Here is an 18,151-nt window from a genome sequence, read left to right on the forward strand (position 1 = left end):
TCCGGGGGTGGGATGCCCCGACTCTACAAGGGACGCGAGTTCGTCGGCGCCGCTCCCCATGGGCCACACTGAGGGCGCGCGACGACGAGCCGCGCCCGACCGGCCGCGGGACGCGCCCCGCCCAGACTTCACGGAGACGCACCCGATGACACCCCAGAACGACCCGCTGCGGGTCGCGCTGTCGATGCTCACCCTCGTCCCCGGCGGGATGGGTGGGTCGGAGACGTACGCCCGCGAGCTCGTCCGTGGTCTGGCTGCGTCCTCGACGGTCGACGCGACCGGGTTCGTCGCGGAGATCGGCGCGGGCTTCTGCGCCCCGCTGCCCGAGCACGTGGCGCACGGCGTGACCGGCGGGCACTCGACGGTCGACCGCGTCCGCACGCTCGCCCAGGCCGGTCTGCGCGGCCGCGCGCTGCGCCAGGCGATGAGCGGGTTCGACCTCGTGCACGTCCCGTTCACGGCCCCGGTGCCGAAGCCCCCGCGCGGCGTGCCGATGGTCCAGACGTTGTTCGACGTCCAGCACCTCGACCTGCCGCACCTGTTCAGCCGCGCCGAGCTGCTCTACCGGACGCGCTTCTACGAGGGTGCCGCGCGCGACGCGGCCGCGGTCGTCACGATCAGCGAGTTCGCCCGTCAGCAGATCATCAGCCAGGTCGGCGTCGACGCCGACCGCGTGTTCGTGGCGCACCTCGGGGTGGACGCCGACGCGTTCACCCCGCACCTCGGCGAGCGCGAGCCGTTCGTCTTCTACCCCGCCCGCGGTTGGGCGCACAAGAACCACCCCCGCCTGATCGAGGCGGTCGGCCTGCTCCGCGAGACGCGTCCGGACCTGCGCCTCGTGCTGACCGGTGGTGCGCTCGACTCGCTCGGACCCGTGCCGTCCTGGGTGGACGTGCGGGGGCTCGTCCCGTTCGACGAGCTCCGCCGGCTGTACCGCACCGCGAGCGCCCTGGTGTTCCCCAGCCTGTACGAGGGCTTCGGCCTGCCCCCGCTCGAGGCGATGGCGTCAGGCTGCCCGGTCGCCGCGTCGACTGCCGGGTCGCTGCCCGAGATCTGCGGCGACGCCGCGGTCCTGTTCGACCCCACCGACCCCGCGGACATCGCCCGCGGTGCGCTCGAGGCGATCGCCCGGACCCAGGAGCTGCAGCCGCTCGGTCTGACCCGCGTCGGCGAGTTCACCTGGGAGAACTGCCTGCGCGTGCACGACGACGCCTACGCCGCGGCGGTGCGCACCGCATGACCTCGCCCGAGACCGAGTCTCCGGGGGCCATGACCCGCGGGAGCGCCACGGGGGTCGGCGTCGCGTCGATCATCGCGGCCGCCTCCGGCTACGGCGTGATCCTCATCGCCGCGTGGTCCCTCGAGCCCGCCCGCAACGCCGACTTCCTCGCGTTCTGGTCCTTGCTGTTCTTCTCGTTCGGCATGCTCGCGGGGATCCAGAACGAGACGACACGGGCGGTGCGGAGCGCCTACGACGGTCTCGCCGGGCGCGCCCCGGGCGCGCCCGTCCTGCCGCTGGCGCTCGCGATCGGTGCCGGGCTCGGGCTTCTGCTGGCCGTCACCTCGCCGTGGTGGGCCGGACCGGTCCTCGGTGAGCACGAGCCCGTGCTCATCGGCGTGCTCGCGCTGGCCGTCGTCGCGTTCGCCGGGCAGGTCGCCGTGGCCGGGGCCCTCGGCGGGGCCGGCCGCTGGTCGGTGTTCGCCGTGCTCGTCGGCTCCGAGGCCACCGTGCGGCTTGCTCTCGTCGCGGCCGCCGCCGTGGCGGGTGCCGCCATCGCGGGGCTCGAGGTCGCCGCCGCTGCCGCCGCCGGCACCTGGCTCCTCGTCCTGGCCGCCTCGCCTGCCGCCCGGCGGGCCACGGGCGCCCGCGCCGACGTGACCACCGGGCCCTTCCTGCGCCGCGCCGGAGCCGCGATCGTCGCGGCCGCCTCGAGCGCCGCGCTCGTGGTCGGCTTCCCCGTGCTCCTGCGGCTGACCTCGACGCCGGCGGAGTACGCGCTGTCCGCACCGCTGCTCATCGCCGTCTCGCTGACGCGCGCACCGCTGATGATCCCGCTGGGCGCCTACCAGGGCGTCGCGATCACGCACTTCCTCACCCACCGCGACCGCGGCGTCGCGGCGCTGCGACCCGTCGCGCTCGCCGTCCTGGGGGCCGGGGTCCTCGGCGCCCTGCTCGCATGGCTCGTGGGTCCGTGGCTCATGACCACCCTGATCCGCTCGGACTACCGCGTGGACGGGGTGGTGCTCGCAGGCCTGACGTTCGCCGCCGCGCTGCTGGCGCTGCTCACGCTCACGGGCGCCGCCGTGCTCGCGGTCGACCGGCACGCGGCCTACACGGGCGGCTGGATCGCGGCGACCGCCACCTCGGTCGTGGTGCTCCTCCTGCCGCTGCCGGTCGAGCTGCGCGCGGTCCTCAGCCTCGGCGTCGGTCCCGTCGTCGGCGTTGCCGTCCACCTCGTCGCGGCGTCCCGAGCGCCCCTGATCGGTCGGTAGAGTGCAGGCCATGCCCGCCAGCCCCGAGCAGAGAGTCCTCATCATCGTCCCCGCGTGGAACGAGGAGGAGACCGTGGGCACCATCGTCCACGAGGTGCGCGAGACCCTTCCCGACGCCGACATCCTGGTGGTCAACGACGGCTCCACGGACCGCACCGCGACCGTCGCCAGGGCTGCGGGCGCCCGCGTCCTGGACCTCCCGATCAACCTCGGCGTGGGTGGGGCGATGCGGGCCGGCTACACCTTCGCCTACCGCAACGGCTACGACCGCACGGTCCAGCTCGACGCCGACGGCCAGCACGACCCGGCGGAGGTCCGTGTGCTGTTCGAGACGCTCGACGCCGAGCAGGCCGACATCGTCATCGGTGCCCGGTTCGCCGGTGTCGGCGAGTACGAGGTCCGCGGCCCGCGCAAGTGGTCGATGACGATCCTGTCGAAAGTCCTCTCCCGCGTGGCGGGCACCCGGCTGACCGACACCACGTCCGGGTTCAAGGCGTGCGCCCCGCCGGCGATCCGCCTCTTCGCGTCCAACTACCCGGCCGAGTACCTCGGCGACACCATCGAGTCGCTCGTGATCGCGTCGCGTGCGGGCCTACGCGTGCGGCAGGTCGGCGTGAACATGCGCATCCGTGCAGGTGGGCGTCCCTCGCACAGCCCCGTGAAGGCAGCCGTGTTCCTCTCCCGAGCGATGCTCGCCCTGCTCATCGCGCTCTCGCGCCCGAGCGAGCCCGTCGCGGTCGAGGGTGCCACGGCATGAGCGGCTACCTGTTCGCGGTCTCCCTGTCCGTCCTGGTCGTCGGGCTGCTGTTCTTCCTCCTGCGCACGCGCCGGATCCGGGAGAAGTACGCCGGCATCTGGATCGCCCTGGCCGCGGCCGTGGTGATCGTCAGCATCTTCCCGCAGCTGGCCTTCTGGCTCTCCCGGCTGTTCGGGGTCGAGACCCCGGTGAACCTGGTCTTCGCGACCGGCTTCGTGGTCCTGCTGCTCGTGTGCATCCAGCTGTCCGCCGAGGTGTCCAACCTCGAAGAGGAGACGCGGACGCTGGCGGAGGAGATCGCGCTCCTGCGCCTGGAGGTCACCGAGCTCGCGGAGCGTCAGAGGGCGATCGAGCCGGGCTCGGAGCCGCAGGCGGGAGCGGACCCGCCGCTCACTCAGGGCTGAGCACGCACACCACGTCGGACGTCGACAGCACCACCTTGAGCGCGGGGAAGTAGACCGCCCGGCGCAGCGTGCCGGCGACCTCGGCGTACGCCCCTGCCGTCATCCGGTGCACCCCGTGGATCAGCGAGGTCTGGAACCCGCGCCGCCGGGCGCCGCGGAACAGCACGATCCGCAGACCCGCCTCGTGCGCGTAGTACGTCATCTTGTGCGCCCCGATGGCGTTCACGTGCGTGGGGTCGCCGTTCTGGAACGCGTTGCCGAGCCAGCTGTCGGCGTTGGGGAAGCGCAGGAACAGGGCGCCGTGCGGCCGCAGCTTGGCGCGTAGACCGCGCAGGAACTCCACGCTCTGCGCGGGGTCGATGTGCTCGAACACGTCCCACCCGGCGATGAGGTCGAACGACGCGTCCGGCAGGGTGTCGAGCTCGTCGGCCCCGAGCGCCGTGAACCCGGCGCCCCGGGCGGTGGTGACGAGCTCGGGCAGGATCTCCGTCCCGGTGACGGCCCAGTCCTGGCGTCGGCAGTAGCCGAGGAACTCCCCGTTCCCGAAGCCGACCTCCAGGACGTCGCGGACCTCGGTGAGCCGGCAGACCTCGCGCAGCTCGGAGCGGAAGTATGCGTCGTCCCCCCGCCCGACCGCAGCGAAGGCCTCGGGCTCGTCCCAGCCCTTCCAGGCGCTGTAGACGCTCTCCGCGCCGGGGCGCACCGTCGCCTGGTCCCGGTCCGCGCGTCGCTCGTGGCTCACGCGCCGAATGCTAGCCACATTCGACGCGTACCGGTCAGTCCCTCGCCCGGTTCAGGCCAGGACCGTGGGCGCCGCGACGTCCCACCGCCCCTGCCAGTCCCCGATGCCGGCCACCCCCGCGAGCGCGAACGCGTCGTGCCCGAGGACCGAGTACGCGGGCCGGGGCGCGGGGCGGACGAACGCCTCGCTCGTGGTCGGCCGCACGATCGCCGGGTCGAGCCCGGCGGCACCGACGACCGCCTGCGCGAACTCGTGCCAGGACGCCGCGCCCGAGGAGGTGCCGTGGTAGGTCCCCGCCGGCGCCCCGGCGACGACCAGGCGGGCGACGAGGTCAGCCAGGTCGACCGTCCACGTCGGCTGGCCCACCTGGTCGGCCACGACGTCCAGGCCACCGCGCTCGCGGGCGACCCGCGCGATGGTCTTCGGGAAGCACGGGCCGCCGGCACCGTAGAGCCACGCGGTGCGCACGACGAGGTGGTCGGGGCACGACGCCCGCACCGCCCACTCCCCCGCGGCCTTCGTGCGGCCGTACGCCGACCGCGGCGCGAGCGCGCCGTCCTCGGGGTAGGGGGTCGTCGCGACCCCGTCGAACACGTAGTCGGTGGACACCTGGACGATGCGCGCCCCGTGCGTCCGGGCGGCCCGGGCGAGCAGCCCCGCACCCGTCGCGTTGATGGTGAACGCTGCCGCCTCCTGCGTCTCGGCATCGTCGACGGCCGTCCACGCGGCGCAGTTGACGACGACGTCGTGCCCGCGCACCGCGTCGTCCACCGCGGACTCGTCGCTGATGTCCAGGTGCGCGCGCGCCGCCGCCGTGACCTCGTGCCCGTCCTGCGCGAGCCGTCGGACCAGGTCCTGGCCGAGCATCCCACCCGCACCTGTCACCAACCAGCGCACCGTGCACTCCTTCGGTCGTCGTGTCCGGGCCGTCGCCGCACAGTCCGCCAGCCTAGCCGCGCCGCTAGGATGGGCGGTCGCTCCGGCCCGTGCGTGGACCGGTGACCGATCGACGGAAAGAGGACGACGTGGAGTTCCGCGAGCTCGAGGTCCCGGGGGCCTGGGAGATCACCCCGAAGCAGTTCGGCGACCCGCGAGGCGTCTTCCTCGAGTGGTTCAAGGGGGGCCTGTTCGAGCAGACCGTGGGCCACCCGCTCGACCTGCAGCAGGCCAACGCCTCGGTCTCCGCGGCCGGGGTGCTGCGCGGGATCCACTTCGCCGACGTCCCTCCCGGCCAGGCCAAGTACGTCACGTGCGCCAAGGGGGCCGTGCTCGACGTCGCCGTCGACATCCGGGTGGGCTCGCCCACGTTCGGCCGCTGGGACAGCGTGCTGCTCGACGACGTCGACCGTCGTGCGATCTACCTGTCCGAGGGCATCGGCCACGCCTTCATGTCGCTTGAGGACGACTCGACGGTGCTCTACCTGTGCTCGACGGGCTACTCGCCCGGTCGCGAGCACGGCATCCACCCGCTGGACCCCGAGGTCGGCATCGACTGGCCGACGACCGGCCGGGACGGTCGCGCGCTGACGGCCCAGCTGTCGGACAAGGACGTCGTGGCGCCCTCGCTGTCCGAGGCGGCGGCGCAGGGGCTGCTGCCGACCTTCGCCGCGGTCCAGGAGTACGTCGCGTCGCTGCGGGCCTGACGCGTGCCGCTCTCGTCCGCCGGCCCGGCCCGGGTGGTCGCGGTCGTCGTGACCTACCGGCCGGACGTCCCGGCGACCGCTCGACTCCTCGGCTCGCTCGCCGCGCAGGTGCACGGCCTCGTCGTCGTGGACAACGGCAGCGACCCGCAGGTGCGCGCGCAGCTCGCCGTGGCGGTCGACGAGCTCGGCGGCACCCTCGTCGCGCTCCCCGAGAACCTCGGTATCGGTGCGGCCCAGAACGTGGGCACCGAGCACGCACGCGCGGCGGGTGCGACGCACGTCCTCTTCTCCGACCAGGACAGCCTCCCCGCGCCCGACATGGTCGCGCAGCTGCAGGCCGGCTTCCGACGCGCGCAGGCGCGGGGCGTGCGCACGGGTGCCGTCGGGCCGCTCCCGGTCGACGACCGCGACGAGACCGCGACGCTCCTGTTCGAGCCGCAGCGCTGGGGTCCCCGCCGCGCGCCGGTCCCCGAGGACCCGGACGCGCTCGTGCCGGTCGCGTTCCTGCTGGCGTCGGGCTGCCTCGTACCGCTGGAGGTCCTCGACGACGTCGGCCCCATGCGCGCGGACTGGTTCATCGACCACGTGGACCTCGAGTGGGGTCTGCGGGCCCGGCGCGCGGGCTACGAGCTGTTCGGCGTCGTCGGCGCCCGGCTCGGCCACCAGCTCGGCGACCGGCTGGCGCGCGTGCCCGGCCGCCGTCGAGAGGTGCACATCCACAGCCCGCTGCGCAACTACTACATGGCTCGCAACACCCTGCTGCTCGTCCGGTCGGGCCTCATGCCCTGGGCGTGGCAGGTCGGCTACGTCGCGTGGATCGTCAAGTACTCGGCGTACTACGTGCTCGCGGTCAGCCCCCGCGCGGCGCGGCTGCGCCAGCTCGGCGCCGGGCTGCGGGACGGGGTGCTCGGCCGCACGGGCCGCCGCTGACCCGCGTCAGAGGTAGTAGTGCTGCACGACGACGCCGATGGACATCGCCTGGAGCAGGAACACCCCGGCGGCCACGACGACCATGGGGACGGTCGGGCTCCACCGACCACGGCTGAGTCGCGCGACCAGCAGACCGGGCAGCGCCAGGAGCGCGGGGACGGTCATCAGCGCGTACCGGCCCTGGAGCAGGTCGGTCCGGCCCGACGAGGCGAAGTAGAAGTACTCGATCCCGTACAGCAGGAGGAGCGTCGCGACGCCGAAGCCGACGCAGACCGCGATGATCCGGTCGAGCTGCGCGGACCCCTCCGTACGGAACCGCTTCATCGGCAGCACGACGAGCCAGGCCAGGACGCCCAGCGCGATGAGCAGCGAGAAGAACCACAGCGCGTTGTAGACGACCTGCGGCAGCGGGGTGTTCACCCAGCCGAAGTCTCCCCACAGCTGCGAGACCCAGATCAGCCGGAACTCGGCGAAGTCCGGCGCGTACTGCGACGCGAGGTAGACCACGAGCGAGCGCCCGGCGGGGTCGCCGTCCGCCGTGGGGAAGCCGTTGCTCGTGGCGATCCCGAGCAGGCGCGCCACGACGACCCAGAGCCCGTAGGTGAGCGCCACCCCGAGCGCCGCGAGCAGGGGCTCACCGACCAGGACCCGCCACGACCGCACCCGGTACCGGAGCTTGCCGAGCAGCCAGCCGATCGCGACCGGGACCACGGCGGCCACGACGAAGGGCTTGCCCAGGAGCCCGAACCCGACGAGCGCACCGGCGAGCAGCATGAGCCACGGGGCACGTTCCAGCCGGGTGAGCCGAGCGCCGGCCCACAGGGCACCGAACCCGGCCAGGATCACGACGGCGTCGTTGTTCACGATCGCGAACTGGTGCGCGATCATCGGCTGCAGCGCGACCGCGACCACCAGGCCGGCCTGGGCGAGGCGCCGACCGGGGAAGGCCTCGCGCGCGAACATCCAGGCGAGGAAGATGGCCAGCGCGCCGAGCAGCACCGTCCAGAGCCGGATCGCGTGCACCTGGTCGACCGTGTCGTCCGCCGCCACCAGGTAGAACGGCACGGCGGGCGCGTAGTAGACCGGGCCGTAGCCGGCCGCAGGACCGGCGCCGTCGGAGTACGTGCCGGCGCGGGCGTCGTCCTGCCGGAGCTCGGCGACGGCCTCCAGCGAGTAGTCCGGCCGGTCCGTGGGGACCACCGCGGACACGTGCATGCCCTCGCTGGCCACCTGGAGCGAGGCACTGTACGGCGTGTACGGGGTCCCGGGGTCGTCGGCGTTGGGGACCCGACCCTCCTCGGCCATGAACTGCACGTTGGCGAAGTGCGCCCCCTCGTCCATGCCCTGGAGCGGCGGGATCAGCGCGGACCAGAGCAGCCCGCGCACGACGACGAGCGCGAGCAGGGCGACCAGGCCCCAGCGCGGACGGGTGAGCAGCAGCACGATGCCGGCGGCCGCGAACACCACGAGCGAGACGATGCCGACGGGCGTCCCCCACACCGGTCCGTACGCGGCGACCCGGTCGAGCACCTGGCCCAGGTGACCCGCCATGAGCGGCTCGGGGTCGTAGGCGGCGACGAGCGCGTCGTCGCCCTCCTGCGTGTCCCACACCGACGGGCCGACGACGCTGCCCGGAACCAGCTCGATGTCGAGGTCGAAGGTGCGACCCTCGCTGTCGGCGACCGGCGGGAACGAGAGCACCGGCGTGAGCAGGTTGTCCTCGAGCCCGTCGCAGTCGACCGTGTCCGACCCGACGACCTCACCCGAGGCCGGGTCGGAGAGCCGGACGTCGAGGGTGCAGTCGATCGAGCCGAGGTACGTCGCGAAGATCACCGAGATCCCGGCGAGACCGTCCTGCGTCGCCTCGAGCTCCCCGGAGTACGGAGCCGTGGCGGAGATCTGCGGGAGGGGCGACTTCAGCGAGTGGTGCTGCGTGTCCTCACCGGTGATCGTCCCGCCGGGACGGAGCAGCCCACTGGCCAGGACCGCGAGGAACGCGGCGACGACGGCGAGCGTCGGGATCCACCAGGCGACGCGGCGCTCGGCCGTCGTCGCGGGGGTCACGAGATCGGCGTCCTGAGCAGCGTCCGGGCCCTCGGCCACCTCGGTCGCACGTCCGTCCGGACGCGTCGAGCTCGACATCGTGCGACTTCCCCCGACCCTCTCGTCATGGCTGCGGCGACCGTTCGGTCCCGGCACGCTCCGAGGCACCGTCCGGCGCCTCGCTGCGCGGCGGGCAGGTCGCAATCGGCGCTCATCCTCTCATGCGACCCCACGGCGTCCGGCATCGATCACGTCACCTGCACCGCACCGGCACCGCACCGGCACCGCAGCCGCACGTCATCGACCGAGGCGGCGGCGAGCGACGTCGACCGACTTGCGCGCCACGCCCCGCACACCGCCGGTGCCGTAGACGCGACGCACCGCGTCGAGCGTCGGACGCACCGCGCCCGGCACCCGGGACCGGTGCCCGTCCACCGGGATCCCGGGGTACGGCTCGACGTACGCGTCGGTGGCGCTGAGCGGCTCGTCGTCGGCGACAGGCTCCCAGGTCACGGTGCGCTCCCGCCCACCGTCGCGCACGTGCTGCGCCGCGTCCCGCAGGATCGACTCGTACACGGCCGCCTGCGTGTGCGGCGAGAGCGTGAGGAGGGCGTGCCGGCCGGCGCGCCGACCGAGGGCCGCCCGCTCGGCGTCGTCGTCCAGCAGCCGGGCGAGCGCCGCCGCCCACTCGTCCGCGTCCGACGCGAGCAGACCCGTGCGGCCGTGCTCGATCACCTCGGCGAACGGCTGCGTCGGCGTCGCGATCGTCGGCGTCCCGACCATCGCGGCCTCCAACCACTTGATCGCCGACTTCGACTCGTTGAACACGCTCCCGGGGACCAGGGGCGCGAGGTTGACGTCGACGTCGCGCAGCAGCCGCGGGAGCTCGTACCAGGGCACCATCGGCTGACGACGGACCCGCTCCCCCATCTCGTCGAGCGCCGGGGTCGGCACCAGGTGGCCACCGAGCCAGAGCTCGACGTCGGGCCGGGCCCGCATGACGTCGAGCACCGCAGGCTCGACCTGCGCCCAGTCCGCGTCGTGCGTCGTCGTGCCCGAGAAGTAGCCGATGCGCAGCGGTCCCGGCGCGCGGGGTGCGGCGGCCGCCCGCTCGCTCACCTGCGCCATCGCACGGCCCACCCCGTTGGCGAAGCGCCGCGTGGGCAGGCCCGTCAGGTCCCCGACCCGCTCGCACAGCAGCTGCGTGCTGCCGACGTAGAGGTCCGCCGCCTCCAGCGTCGTGCGGTACCGGGCGACCCCGTGCCACCAGAGGTCCTGCTCGGCCTCGGAGAGCACGTCGAGGCCGTGCACGCTCCCGCGCAGCGAGGGATCCACGATCAGGTCGTCCACGTCGAACAGCACCGGGACCACCCGCGGGCGGGCACGCACCCGCTCGATCAGCTCGAGCGTCTGGACCGTCGCCGGGACCCGGTAGAGGACCACCGCGTCCGCGCGGTCGACGAGCTCGGTCAGCTCGGGGTCGCGGTAGTGCCGCACGAGAGGGGTGGCACCACGGGTCCGCAGCGCCTCGGCGGCGAGCTGCACGCGGTAGCGCAGCGGGGCGCCGTTGATGCCCGTGACGAACAGGACGTTGCGCAGCAGGCCGTCCTGGGCGGTCTGGACCGCGCGTGCGGACGCCACCGCACCGTCGTCACCCGCCTCGCGGTCACCGAGCAGCTCGAGGTAGAGCGCCTCGAGCCCGGCGACCTGGTCGCTGGCCCGGCGCAGGGTCGCGGACGGCGTGTGCGTGCGCATCGAGGCGACGAGCGCGGGGTCGGCGACGAGCCGGCTCAGGGCCGCGGCCAGCGCGGCCGGGTCCCCCGCCGGGACCACGAGCCCGTTGCGGCCGTCGTCGACGGCCTCCTCGGGCCCGAGCGTGTCCGTGCACACGACGGCCAGACCGGCCGCCAGCGCCTCGCGCGTGACGATCGAGTGCGACTCGCGCATGACGGACGGGAGCACCAGGACGTCGTGGGTCGCGAGCACGTCCCGCAGCTCGTCCGGCCGGTACGGAGCCCGCGACACCACGGCGGACGGCAGGCCAGACGGCAGGTCGCCCGCGCCGAAGAGGTCGAGCGTCCAGCCGTCGTCCGGCAGGTCCCGAGCCGCCTCGAGCAGGACAGGCAGGCCCTTCATCGGGTCGGCGCCGCCGGTGAACAAGAGGCGCAGCGGCCCGCCGTGCCCGGGGGTCGAGCGGGCGGGCGCCGGTGCCGCCACGTCGTCGAGCACCTCGTCCGGGACACCGTTCTCGTCGACCCGCAGGATCTCCGGGTCGACGCCGTTGGCCGCGAGCACCCGCGCGGCGCTCGCCGACGGCGCCAGGACGACGTCCGCGTGCACCAGGTGCGCCGACAGCGCAGCGTCCCGGCGCAGCAGCCACTCGTGGTCGACCTGGCACGCACAACCGCCGCAGTCGACCACCAGGGAGCACGGCCGCATGTCGCGGTCGACGAGGAACTGCCGCGCGCACGACCACCAGAAGTCGTGCATGGTGACCACGACCGCCGCGCCGGAGGCCTTCGCGGCGTCGACGAGGCCCCCGCCGAGCGTCTGCAACGAGTGGATGTGCACGACGTCGGGCCGGATCTCGGCGAGCCATGCGTCGAAGTCGGCCGCCACCGCCGGGTTCTCGCTGTTGCGCGGGTCCGCCCAGCCCGTCCACGGCGTCGTGACGACCCAGCGGACGTCGACGCCGGCCCCGTCCGACTCGGTCCACGTGGACAGCGGCTCGCGGTCCGCGTCCAGATGACCCGCGTAGACCCACGACTCGTGCCCGCGTTCCGCCATGCCTCGGGCGACCCGCTGCGGCACCAGGGTGCCGCCACTGACGAAGTTCGGCGGGTAGTGGGCGGAGACCTGGACTACGCGCATCGGTTCATCCTAAGGGGGCTTCCTGGACAGTCGTGCGAGTGTCCAGGAGTGCTATACCCTCTCGCCATGCCGCACGACTCAGGAACACCGACGTTCCGGGAATGGCACGCTGCACTGGCTGCGAACGACCTCGCGGCCCGGGCTGCCGAGGACGCGCGCGTGCGTTCCGCGGCCGTGGCCACGCTCGAGGAACGACTCGACACCGCCGCCGCCGAGCTGCGTGCGCTGCGCGCCTCCGTCACGCTGCGCGACAACCTCCTGCGCGAGCAGCAGGTCGCCCTGGCCGAGCGCGACGCGCGGATCGACCAGCTCCAGACCACCGTCGTCGCCACCGAGCAGCGCCGTCCGCTCACCCGCCGCGCGCTGTCGCGGGCCCGCCGGTACGCCGCGGGGATGAAGGCCCGGATCGCCGCATGACCGTGCCGATCAGCCTGCTGATCGCCGACCCCACGCTGGACAGCGTCGCCGTCGCCCGCACCCTCGCCTCCGTCCGTCGGCAGGCGCCTGCCACGTGCGACGTCGTCATCGCCCGGCCCCGGTCCGCGGACCACGACGCCGCCCCGCTCGAGCACGGCTCCCACGTCCGCGTCATGCTCGTCGACCTCGGCTCGACGCCCACCGAGGACGTCACGTCCGTGCTGCTGCTGAGTGCCCTGCGCGCCGCCCGGACGACCTACGTCGGCGTCCTCGCGCCCGGCGACGAGCTCGAGCCCGGTGTGCTGGTCGCGTGCCGGGACCTGCTCCGGTCGCGGCCGGTCGACGTCCTCTTCACCGACGAGCAGTACGGCGGCGAGGGCGGCGGCATCGTCACCAAGCCCGGGTGGTCGCCCCACTACCTCGAGAGCTACCCCTACCTCGGTCGGCTCTGCCTCGTCCGGCGCGAGCTCCTCCTCGAGGTCGGCGCGTTCTCGCCCGGCCACGGCGGGCTCGAGGAGTGGGACGCCGCACTGCGGGTGACCGAGCGGACCCGCTCGATCTCCCACCTGCCGGTCATCGCGGTCACCCGTCCCGCGGTCCCGGGCGTGGGTACCGAGCGTGCGGCGGTCGCCACGGTGACCGAGCACCTCGACCGGACCGGTGTCACGGGCTGGGCCGAGGCGGGCTCCCCCGCACCGGGCGTGCGGGTCTGGCGGACCATCGCCGACGAGCCCCTGGTGACCGTGGTCGTCCCGACGGCAGGGACCGTCCGCGAGGTCCGCGGGCAGGACCGACGGCTCGTCACCAACGCGCTCACGTCGCTGCGGGACCGGACGACGTACGACCGGTGGGAGGTCGTCGTCGTCACCGGGCCGAACACCGCGCCCGAGGTCCGCGACGAGCTGACCGCCCTCCTCGGCGACCGCGTGCGGTTCGCGCCCGTCGACGGTCCGTTCAACTTCTCCCGGGCCGTCAACGAAGGCGCCCGCCACGCCCGCGGTGACCTGCTGCTCCTGCTGAACGACGACACCGAGGTCCTCGAGCCCCGCTGGCTCGAGCGGATGGTCTCCGTCCTGCAGGATCCCGCGGTCGGCGCGGTCGGCGCGAAGCTCGTCCTCGAGGACGGGCTCATCCAGCACGTCGGCGTCGTCATGGGCGAGCGCCTGGTACCGGCCCACGCGTTCGCGTTCGAGGCGGACGTCGACGACCGTGCAGGGGCCAAGACCCTGGACCGCGACTACATCGCCGTGACCGGCGCGTGCCTGCTCACCCGGACCGAGCTGTTCCAGCGGGTCGGCGGCCTCACCGAGTCGTTGCCGCTCAACTTCAACGACGTCGACTACTGCCTCAAGGTCGGCGGGGCGGGCTACGACGTCGTGGGGACGCCGTTCGCTCTCCTCGCCCACTACGAGAGCAGCACGCGCACGCCTGTGCTGACCGAGGAGGACCAGCTCTTCCTCGAGCGCTGGTGGACGCTGCGGCTGGCCGCGGACCCGCACGTGGCGTTCCGCTCCGACCGCTGACGCGGCGGCTCAGCCGCGGCCGAGCCGCATCCGGACGCGCTCGACGAGCAGCTTGGGCCCCCCGGCGCGCAGGTGACGCGTGGCGGTCACGACGTCCCACCACAGCTGCTGCACCCGGTGCTGGGCCGCGACCCGCGCGCCGTGGCTCGCCCAGTCGGCCGCCCGGTGCGGTGCCCGGCAGAACTCCACCAGCGGCGACAGCGCGCGCGACCAGCGGAACCGCTGCGCGACCACGGCGACCTGCGCGCGGTACCGGTCACGGTCCACGTCCGAGACGAGCACGTGCTCGAGCGCGTCGGCGAGCGCGTCGACGTCCTCGGGCGGCACGACCCGTCCCAGCCCTTCCCGTTCGACCAGGTCGGCGAAAGCGTCCCCCTCGGTGCACACGATCGGCAGGCCGGCCCACAGGTAGTCGAGGATGCGGGTGCGGAAGCTGAACTCCGTCTCGACCTGCGGGAAGTGGCAGCTCACCCCGAGGTCGGCGTCGAGCAGGTAGTTCGCCCGGTCCTCGTACGCCACCCACGACTCGTTGAAGAACACGTGCGTGCCGGTCAGCCCCAGCTCGTCCGCGAGCGCCCTCGTCTGGCTCGCGACGCGCATCTCGGGGACGTCCGGGTTCGGATGCTTCATGCCGAGGAAGAACAGCCGGACGTCCGGGACGCGGTGGCGCAGCTCGTCGACCGCACGGACCAGGGTGATCGGGTCGAACCAGTTGTAGACGCCGCCGCCCCAGAGGATGACCTTGTCGTCCGCCCCGATGCCGTCGACCTGCCCCTTGATGGCGTGCCTCTGCTGGACCGGAGGCTCCTCGGGCAGGCCGAAGGGTGCGATCCGCAGGAGCGAGCCCAGCGTGGGGTCGTCCTCGTACGTCAGCGGGTTGATGCGCCCCCGGCCCGCGAGGTGCCCGATCCACAGGTCCCGCTGGCGGTGGGACGCGCACAGGAAGAAGTCGCCCCGCACGGTCTGCGCGTCGAGCTCCCGCAGCGCGTTCGCGAGCGCCGCGTCGCGGCGGGCGAGCGGCTTGAAGCGCTCCACCTCGAGGCTCTCGAGGTGGAACGGGTCGTACAGGTCGACGACCAGCACCCGGTCGATGGCGTGCAACCACGGGAACGTCGCGACGACGTAGCCCTGCACGACGACCACGTCCGACCACTCCACCTGCGCGCGGAAGCCGGCGACGTCGACGTGCTGGACCTCGAACCCCGGCCCTCCCCGCTCGGCACGGCCGAACGTCAGGAGCCGGACGTCGTGCTCCTGGCCGAGCAGGGACGCGATCTCCCACGCCCGGATCGCGGGACCCGCCATCCGTTCGGTGATCTGGTCGAGGGTCACGACGAGGATCCGGCGCGGACGCTCGGACCCCCCGGCCGACGCCGCCTCCAGCTCCGTCGTCATGCGCGCTCCACGCCCGACCGGACGCCCGACCACCGGGGCTGGAGGGCCATGGGTCCGCCCGACTCGCGGACGGGACCGTGGTCGACGCTGAAGCGCCCGGCGTCCCGCAGGTAGTCGTAGGTGTGCGTCGTGGTGCTGTCCACGATCGACGCGAGCACCACGAACGTCCCCGGCTGCAGCGCGAGGCTCGGCAGCCGGCAGTCGACCGACCCCCGCCCCGAGATCCGGTCGACGCTCAGCCCGGCGTCGCGCGTGTTGCTCGCCCACAGGTAGGTCCCGTCGGACGTCTCGATCGCGAGGCCGAACACGGGCTTCTCGACCGGCTCCTTCGCGTCGAAGTGGATGCGCACGATCGCCTCGTCGCCCGAGCGCAACGTGGCGCCCCCGTGCTCCGAGATGACCTCGACGTCCCGTACGCGCGCTTCGCCGGAGCCCCAGCGGACGCGGCCCTGCTCGTCGATCTGGACGTCCGAGTGCGTCGAGTCGAGGTACCGCTCCAGCACTCCCGCGGCGGGGCCCGCCTCCTTCAGCACACCGTGCTCGAGCCAGGCGGCGTGGTCGGCCATCGCGCGCAGGGACGGCATCGAGTGCGACACGACGACGACGGTGCGGCCCTCGCGCTTGAAGGTCGCGAACTTCTCGGCGCACTTCTCCTGGAACGCGGCGTCGCCGACGGCCAGCACCTCGTCGACGAGCAGGATCTCGGGCTCGACGTGGATCGCGACGGAGAAGCCGAGCCGGACGTACATGCCCGACGAGTAGTTCTTCACGGGCTGGTCGATGAACCGCTCGACCCCGGAGAACGCGACGATCTCGTCGAACTTCCGGTCGATCTCGGGCCGCTTCATCCCGAGGATCGAGCCGTTGAGGTAGATGTTGTCGCGCCCGGACAGCTCGGGGTGGAACCCGGAGCCGACCTCGAGGAGCGCCGCCATCCTGCCGCGGGTCACGACGCGTCCCTCGGTCGGGAACAGGATCTTGGCCAGGCACTTTAGCAGCGTCGACTTCCCCGAGCCGTTGTCGCCGACGAGGGCGAACGTGCTGGCCTCGGGGATCTCCAGCGCGACGTCGCGCAGCGCCCAGAACTCCTCGTACTGCGAGCGGCGGCGGCGCATGACCGCCGCCTTCAGCGTCTGGTTGCGCTCGTGATAGATGCGGAAGCTCTTCGAGACGTTCTCGACCGAGACGGCGGCGGGGCTCACAGGACCTCCGCCAGTCGCTCGGTGTGCCGGTTGAACACCCAGGCACCGATGAGCAGCGCGGCGACGGACCACACGGCGCAGGCGACTGTGTCCCCCAGCTCGGGCCAGCGGTTGTCGTACATGAGGTTGCGGAACACCTCGGCGAACCGTCCCATCGGGTTGAGCTCGTACAGGTCCAGCAGCGTGACCGAGCCGAACAGCGGGCCGATCGAGGCGGACTGCTCCGCCACCAGACGCACGGGGTAGACGATCGGTGTCAGGTAGAACCAGATCTGCAGCAGGATCGCGACGAAGTGCTGCGTGTCCCGGAAGTACACGTTGGCGACGCTGAGCATGAAGGCGATGCCGAGCGAGAAGCACGCCAGCAGCACCATGAACACGATCACGAGCGGCAGCCACACGAAGAGCTGGGACCCCACGAGCACGAGCACGGCGGCGAGGACCACCATCTCGATCGACCACTGGTAGGTGGCCGAGAACGTGCTGGCCACGACGAGGGTGGACCGGGGGAAGTACACCTTCTTGATGAGGTTCTCGTTGCCCACCAGCGCGCCCATGCCGCCGTTGACCACGGCGGTGAAGAACGTCCACGGCAGCAGCGCGCACATCAGCCACAGCGCGAAGATGTCGAGTCCGCTGGGGTCACCCGGGTCCGGCTCCATCCGGATGATGAAGCTGAACACCACCGTGAAGATGAGCATCTGCGCCAGCGGGTTGGCCAGCGACCAGAGCTGACCGAGCGCGGTGCGCTTGTACTTGCCCTTGACCTCACGCCGAGTGAGGTTGACCAGCAGCTCTCGCGAGTCGCGCAGGTCGGCGACGAGACTCACGCGCGGCCCCTCGACGTCGCACGGCGCGCGGCGGCGTACCACCGGCGCGGCACGGTCAGCGCGCGGAACCCCGCCGTCGAGCGCAGGGTCTCCACGTCGTGCTCGGCCGCGAGCCGCGCCTCCCGCTCGGTGTCCCGCTCGCGTTCCGCGCGCTGGAGGCGCTCCTCCGCGTCGGCGGCCCGGTGGGCGAGCTGGGTGACCGCGGACTCGGCGTCGTCGACGACCGCCCGCACGACGAACTGGTAGGTGTCGGCGTCGGGCTGACCCGCGAGCCACTCGACGACCCCCGCCGGGAGCTCGGCGGCGTCGATCTGCACCTCGACACCCAGCGGGTCGGCCGTGGTCCGGCGCACGTCGACCGGCGCGAGGCCGGCCGAGGCCAGCAGCTCGAGCAGCGACCGACGGGTGAAGAAGCGGATGTGCGTGCGGTCCAGCAGCCCGGTGTCGGTGTAACGCCACCGGCCCTGCAGCAGGGCGAGCCGCAGCGACCCGTGCGCGACGTTGGGGATCGAGATGACCACGGAGCCGCCGGGGGCGAGCAGCGGGACGGCGCTGCGCAGCACGCTCACCGGGTCCAGGAGGTGCTCGAGCACGTCGCCGAAGACGAGCACGTCGAACGTGCCGGCGCCGAACTCCGCGACCAGGTCGAAGTCGTTGAGGTCCGCGACGACGAGCTTCTCGAGGAAGGGACGCGCCTTCTCCGCTGCCTCGGGCACGTACTCCACGCCGCTCACCGTGCACCCGTTGGCGCCCAGCGCCTCGGCGAGGTACCCGGTGGCGCACCCGAGGTCGAGCACCCTGCGGTCCGCCCCGACGAGCGAGAGCAGCAGGCCGTGACTGGTGTTGTCCGCCGCCGGGTCGATCGTCGTGTCGTACTGGAACATCCGTGCTCGCTTCCGTC

Annotated in this window: 16 protein-coding genes; 8 read left to right on the forward strand and 8 right to left on the reverse strand. The window is 73.0% G+C overall.

Annotation, left to right across the window (positions count from 1 at the left end; translation table 11 throughout):
• Positions 1-145: 145 nt before the first annotated feature.
• From ASF78_RS04820 to ASF78_RS04835, 4 genes are read left to right on the forward strand one after another with little or no spacing between them, the layout of a single operon-like run.
• Positions 146-1,240 carry a glycosyltransferase family 1 protein gene (locus ASF78_RS04820; RefSeq protein WP_056585330.1) on the forward strand — a complete coding sequence of 365 codons (1,095 nt, stop codon included), beginning with the start codon at positions 146-148 and terminating at the stop codon, positions 1,238-1,240.
• Positions 1,237-2,493 (forward strand): hypothetical protein, encoded by a 1,257-nt coding sequence (locus ASF78_RS04825; RefSeq protein WP_056585332.1) that lies wholly within the window; start codon positions 1,237-1,239, stop codon positions 2,491-2,493. The genes ASF78_RS04820 and ASF78_RS04825 overlap by 4 nt, the downstream gene beginning before the upstream one ends.
• A 10-nt stretch (positions 2,494-2,503) precedes the next feature.
• A complete protein-coding gene (locus ASF78_RS04830; RefSeq protein WP_056588158.1) occupies positions 2,504-3,250 on the forward strand; it encodes a glycosyltransferase family 2 protein in 747 nt (248 codons plus the stop codon).
• Complete coding sequence (locus ASF78_RS04835; protein WP_082494794.1) at positions 3,247-3,654, forward strand: DUF2304 domain-containing protein; 408 nt, start codon at positions 3,247-3,249, stop codon at positions 3,652-3,654. The genes ASF78_RS04830 and ASF78_RS04835 overlap by 4 nt, the downstream gene beginning before the upstream one ends.
• Here the strand turns inward: ASF78_RS04835 and ASF78_RS04840 are convergent.
• Positions 3,641-4,396 (reverse strand): bifunctional 2-polyprenyl-6-hydroxyphenol methylase/3-demethylubiquinol 3-O-methyltransferase UbiG, encoded by a 756-nt coding sequence (locus tag ASF78_RS04840; protein WP_056585334.1) that lies wholly within the window; start codon positions 4,394-4,396, stop codon positions 3,641-3,643. The two genes, ASF78_RS04835 and ASF78_RS04840, sit on opposite strands and share 14 nt — an antisense overlap.
• Positions 4,397-4,447: 51 nt before the next feature.
• The gene (gene rfbD / locus ASF78_RS04845) at positions 4,448-5,293 is read right to left on the reverse strand and encodes a dTDP-4-dehydrorhamnose reductase (protein WP_056585336.1); all 846 of its coding nucleotides are present in this window, start codon (positions 5,291-5,293) and stop codon (positions 4,448-4,450) included.
• 128 nt (positions 5,294-5,421) lie between these two features.
• Here rfbD and ASF78_RS04850 point away from each other — a divergent pair, with 128 nt between their 5' ends.
• Positions 5,422-6,039, forward strand: a complete 618-nt coding sequence (locus tag ASF78_RS04850) for a dTDP-4-dehydrorhamnose 3,5-epimerase family protein (protein WP_056588161.1) — start codon at positions 5,422-5,424, stop codon at positions 6,037-6,039.
• Positions 6,040-6,042: 3 nt separating this feature from the next.
• Complete coding sequence (locus ASF78_RS04855) at positions 6,043-6,969, forward strand: glycosyltransferase family 2 protein (RefSeq protein WP_082494796.1); 927 nt, start codon at positions 6,043-6,045, stop codon at positions 6,967-6,969.
• Between the two features lie 6 nt (positions 6,970-6,975).
• Here ASF78_RS04855 and ASF78_RS04860 read toward each other — a convergent pair whose 3' ends face one another.
• Together ASF78_RS04860 and ASF78_RS04865 are read right to left on the reverse strand one after the other, a co-directional pair.
• On the reverse strand, positions 6,976-9,111 hold the full coding sequence (locus tag ASF78_RS04860; RefSeq protein ID WP_056585338.1) for a DUF2142 domain-containing protein: 2,136 nt from the start codon (positions 9,109-9,111) through the stop codon (positions 6,976-6,978).
• Between the two features lie 198 nt (positions 9,112-9,309).
• Positions 9,310-11,883 carry a glycosyltransferase gene (locus tag ASF78_RS04865; RefSeq protein ID WP_056585340.1) on the reverse strand — a complete coding sequence of 858 codons (2,574 nt, stop codon included), beginning with the start codon at positions 11,881-11,883 and terminating at the stop codon, positions 9,310-9,312.
• A 66-nt stretch (positions 11,884-11,949) separates the two neighbouring features.
• Between ASF78_RS04865 and ASF78_RS22260 the strand changes: the two genes are divergently transcribed.
• On the forward strand, positions 11,950-12,300 hold the full coding sequence (locus ASF78_RS22260) for a hypothetical protein (RefSeq protein WP_156374040.1): 351 nt from the start codon (positions 11,950-11,952) through the stop codon (positions 12,298-12,300).
• On the forward strand, positions 12,297-13,823 hold the full coding sequence (locus tag ASF78_RS04875; protein WP_056585344.1) for a glycosyltransferase: 1,527 nt from the start codon (positions 12,297-12,299) through the stop codon (positions 13,821-13,823). The genes ASF78_RS22260 and ASF78_RS04875 overlap by 4 nt, the downstream gene beginning before the upstream one ends.
• A gap of 9 nt (positions 13,824-13,832) precedes the next feature.
• Here the strand turns inward: ASF78_RS04875 and ASF78_RS04880 are convergent, their stop codons facing one another.
• From ASF78_RS04880 to ASF78_RS04895, 4 genes are read right to left on the reverse strand one after another with little or no spacing between them, the layout of a single operon-like run.
• The gene (locus tag ASF78_RS04880; RefSeq protein ID WP_056588163.1) at positions 13,833-15,218 is read right to left on the reverse strand and encodes a glycosyltransferase; all 1,386 of its coding nucleotides are present in this window, start codon (positions 15,216-15,218) and stop codon (positions 13,833-13,835) included.
• Positions 15,215-16,420, reverse strand: coding sequence for an ABC transporter ATP-binding protein (locus ASF78_RS04885; protein WP_056585346.1), 1,206 nt, complete (start codon positions 16,418-16,420; stop codon positions 15,215-15,217). The genes ASF78_RS04880 and ASF78_RS04885 overlap by 4 nt, the downstream gene beginning before the upstream one ends.
• Entirely contained in the window at positions 16,417-17,250 is an 834-nt protein-coding gene (locus ASF78_RS04890) for an ABC transporter permease (protein WP_056588169.1), read from the reverse strand. The genes ASF78_RS04885 and ASF78_RS04890 overlap by 4 nt, the downstream gene beginning before the upstream one ends.
• Entirely contained in the window at positions 17,247-18,134 is an 888-nt protein-coding gene (locus ASF78_RS04895) for a class I SAM-dependent methyltransferase (RefSeq protein WP_162243339.1), read from the reverse strand. Before ASF78_RS04895 ends, ASF78_RS04890 begins: the two co-directional genes overlap by 4 nt.
• Positions 18,135-18,151: the final 17 nt, after the last annotated feature.

This window comes from Cellulomonas sp. Leaf334, from assembly GCF_001424195.1.
Classification (GTDB): domain Bacteria; phylum Actinomycetota; class Actinomycetes; order Actinomycetales; family Cellulomonadaceae; genus Cellulomonas.

What these genes read in the sequence shown, in the direction of transcription:
- ASF78_RS04820 (WP_056585330.1), top strand. Translation starts at nt 146, where the DNA reads ATGACACCCCAGAACGACCCGCTGCGGGTCGCGCTGTCGATGCTCACC.
- ASF78_RS04825 (WP_056585332.1), top strand. Translation starts at nt 1,237, where the DNA reads ATGACCTCGCCCGAGACCGAGTCTCCGGGGGCCATGACCCGCGGGAGC.
- ASF78_RS04830 (WP_056588158.1), top strand. Translation starts at nt 2,504, where the DNA reads ATGCCCGCCAGCCCCGAGCAGAGAGTCCTCATCATCGTCCCCGCGTGG.
- ASF78_RS04835 (WP_082494794.1), top strand. Translation starts at nt 3,247, where the DNA reads ATGAGCGGCTACCTGTTCGCGGTCTCCCTGTCCGTCCTGGTCGTCGGG.
- ASF78_RS04860 (WP_056585338.1), bottom strand. Translation starts at nt 9,111, where the DNA reads ATGTCGAGCTCGACGCGTCCGGACGGACGTGCGACCGAGGTGGCCGAG.
- ASF78_RS04865 (WP_056585340.1), bottom strand. Translation starts at nt 11,883, where the DNA reads ATGCGCGTAGTCCAGGTCTCCGCCCACTACCCGCCGAACTTCGTCAGT.
- ASF78_RS22260 (WP_156374040.1), top strand. Translation starts at nt 11,950, where the DNA reads ATGCCGCACGACTCAGGAACACCGACGTTCCGGGAATGGCACGCTGCA.
- ASF78_RS04875 (WP_056585344.1), top strand. Translation starts at nt 12,297, where the DNA reads ATGACCGTGCCGATCAGCCTGCTGATCGCCGACCCCACGCTGGACAGC.
- ASF78_RS04880 (WP_056588163.1), bottom strand. Translation starts at nt 15,218, where the DNA reads ATGACGACGGAGCTGGAGGCGGCGTCGGCCGGGGGGTCCGAGCGTCCG.
- ASF78_RS04895 (WP_162243339.1), bottom strand. Translation starts at nt 18,134, where the DNA reads ATGTTCCAGTACGACACGACGATCGACCCGGCGGCGGACAACACCAGT.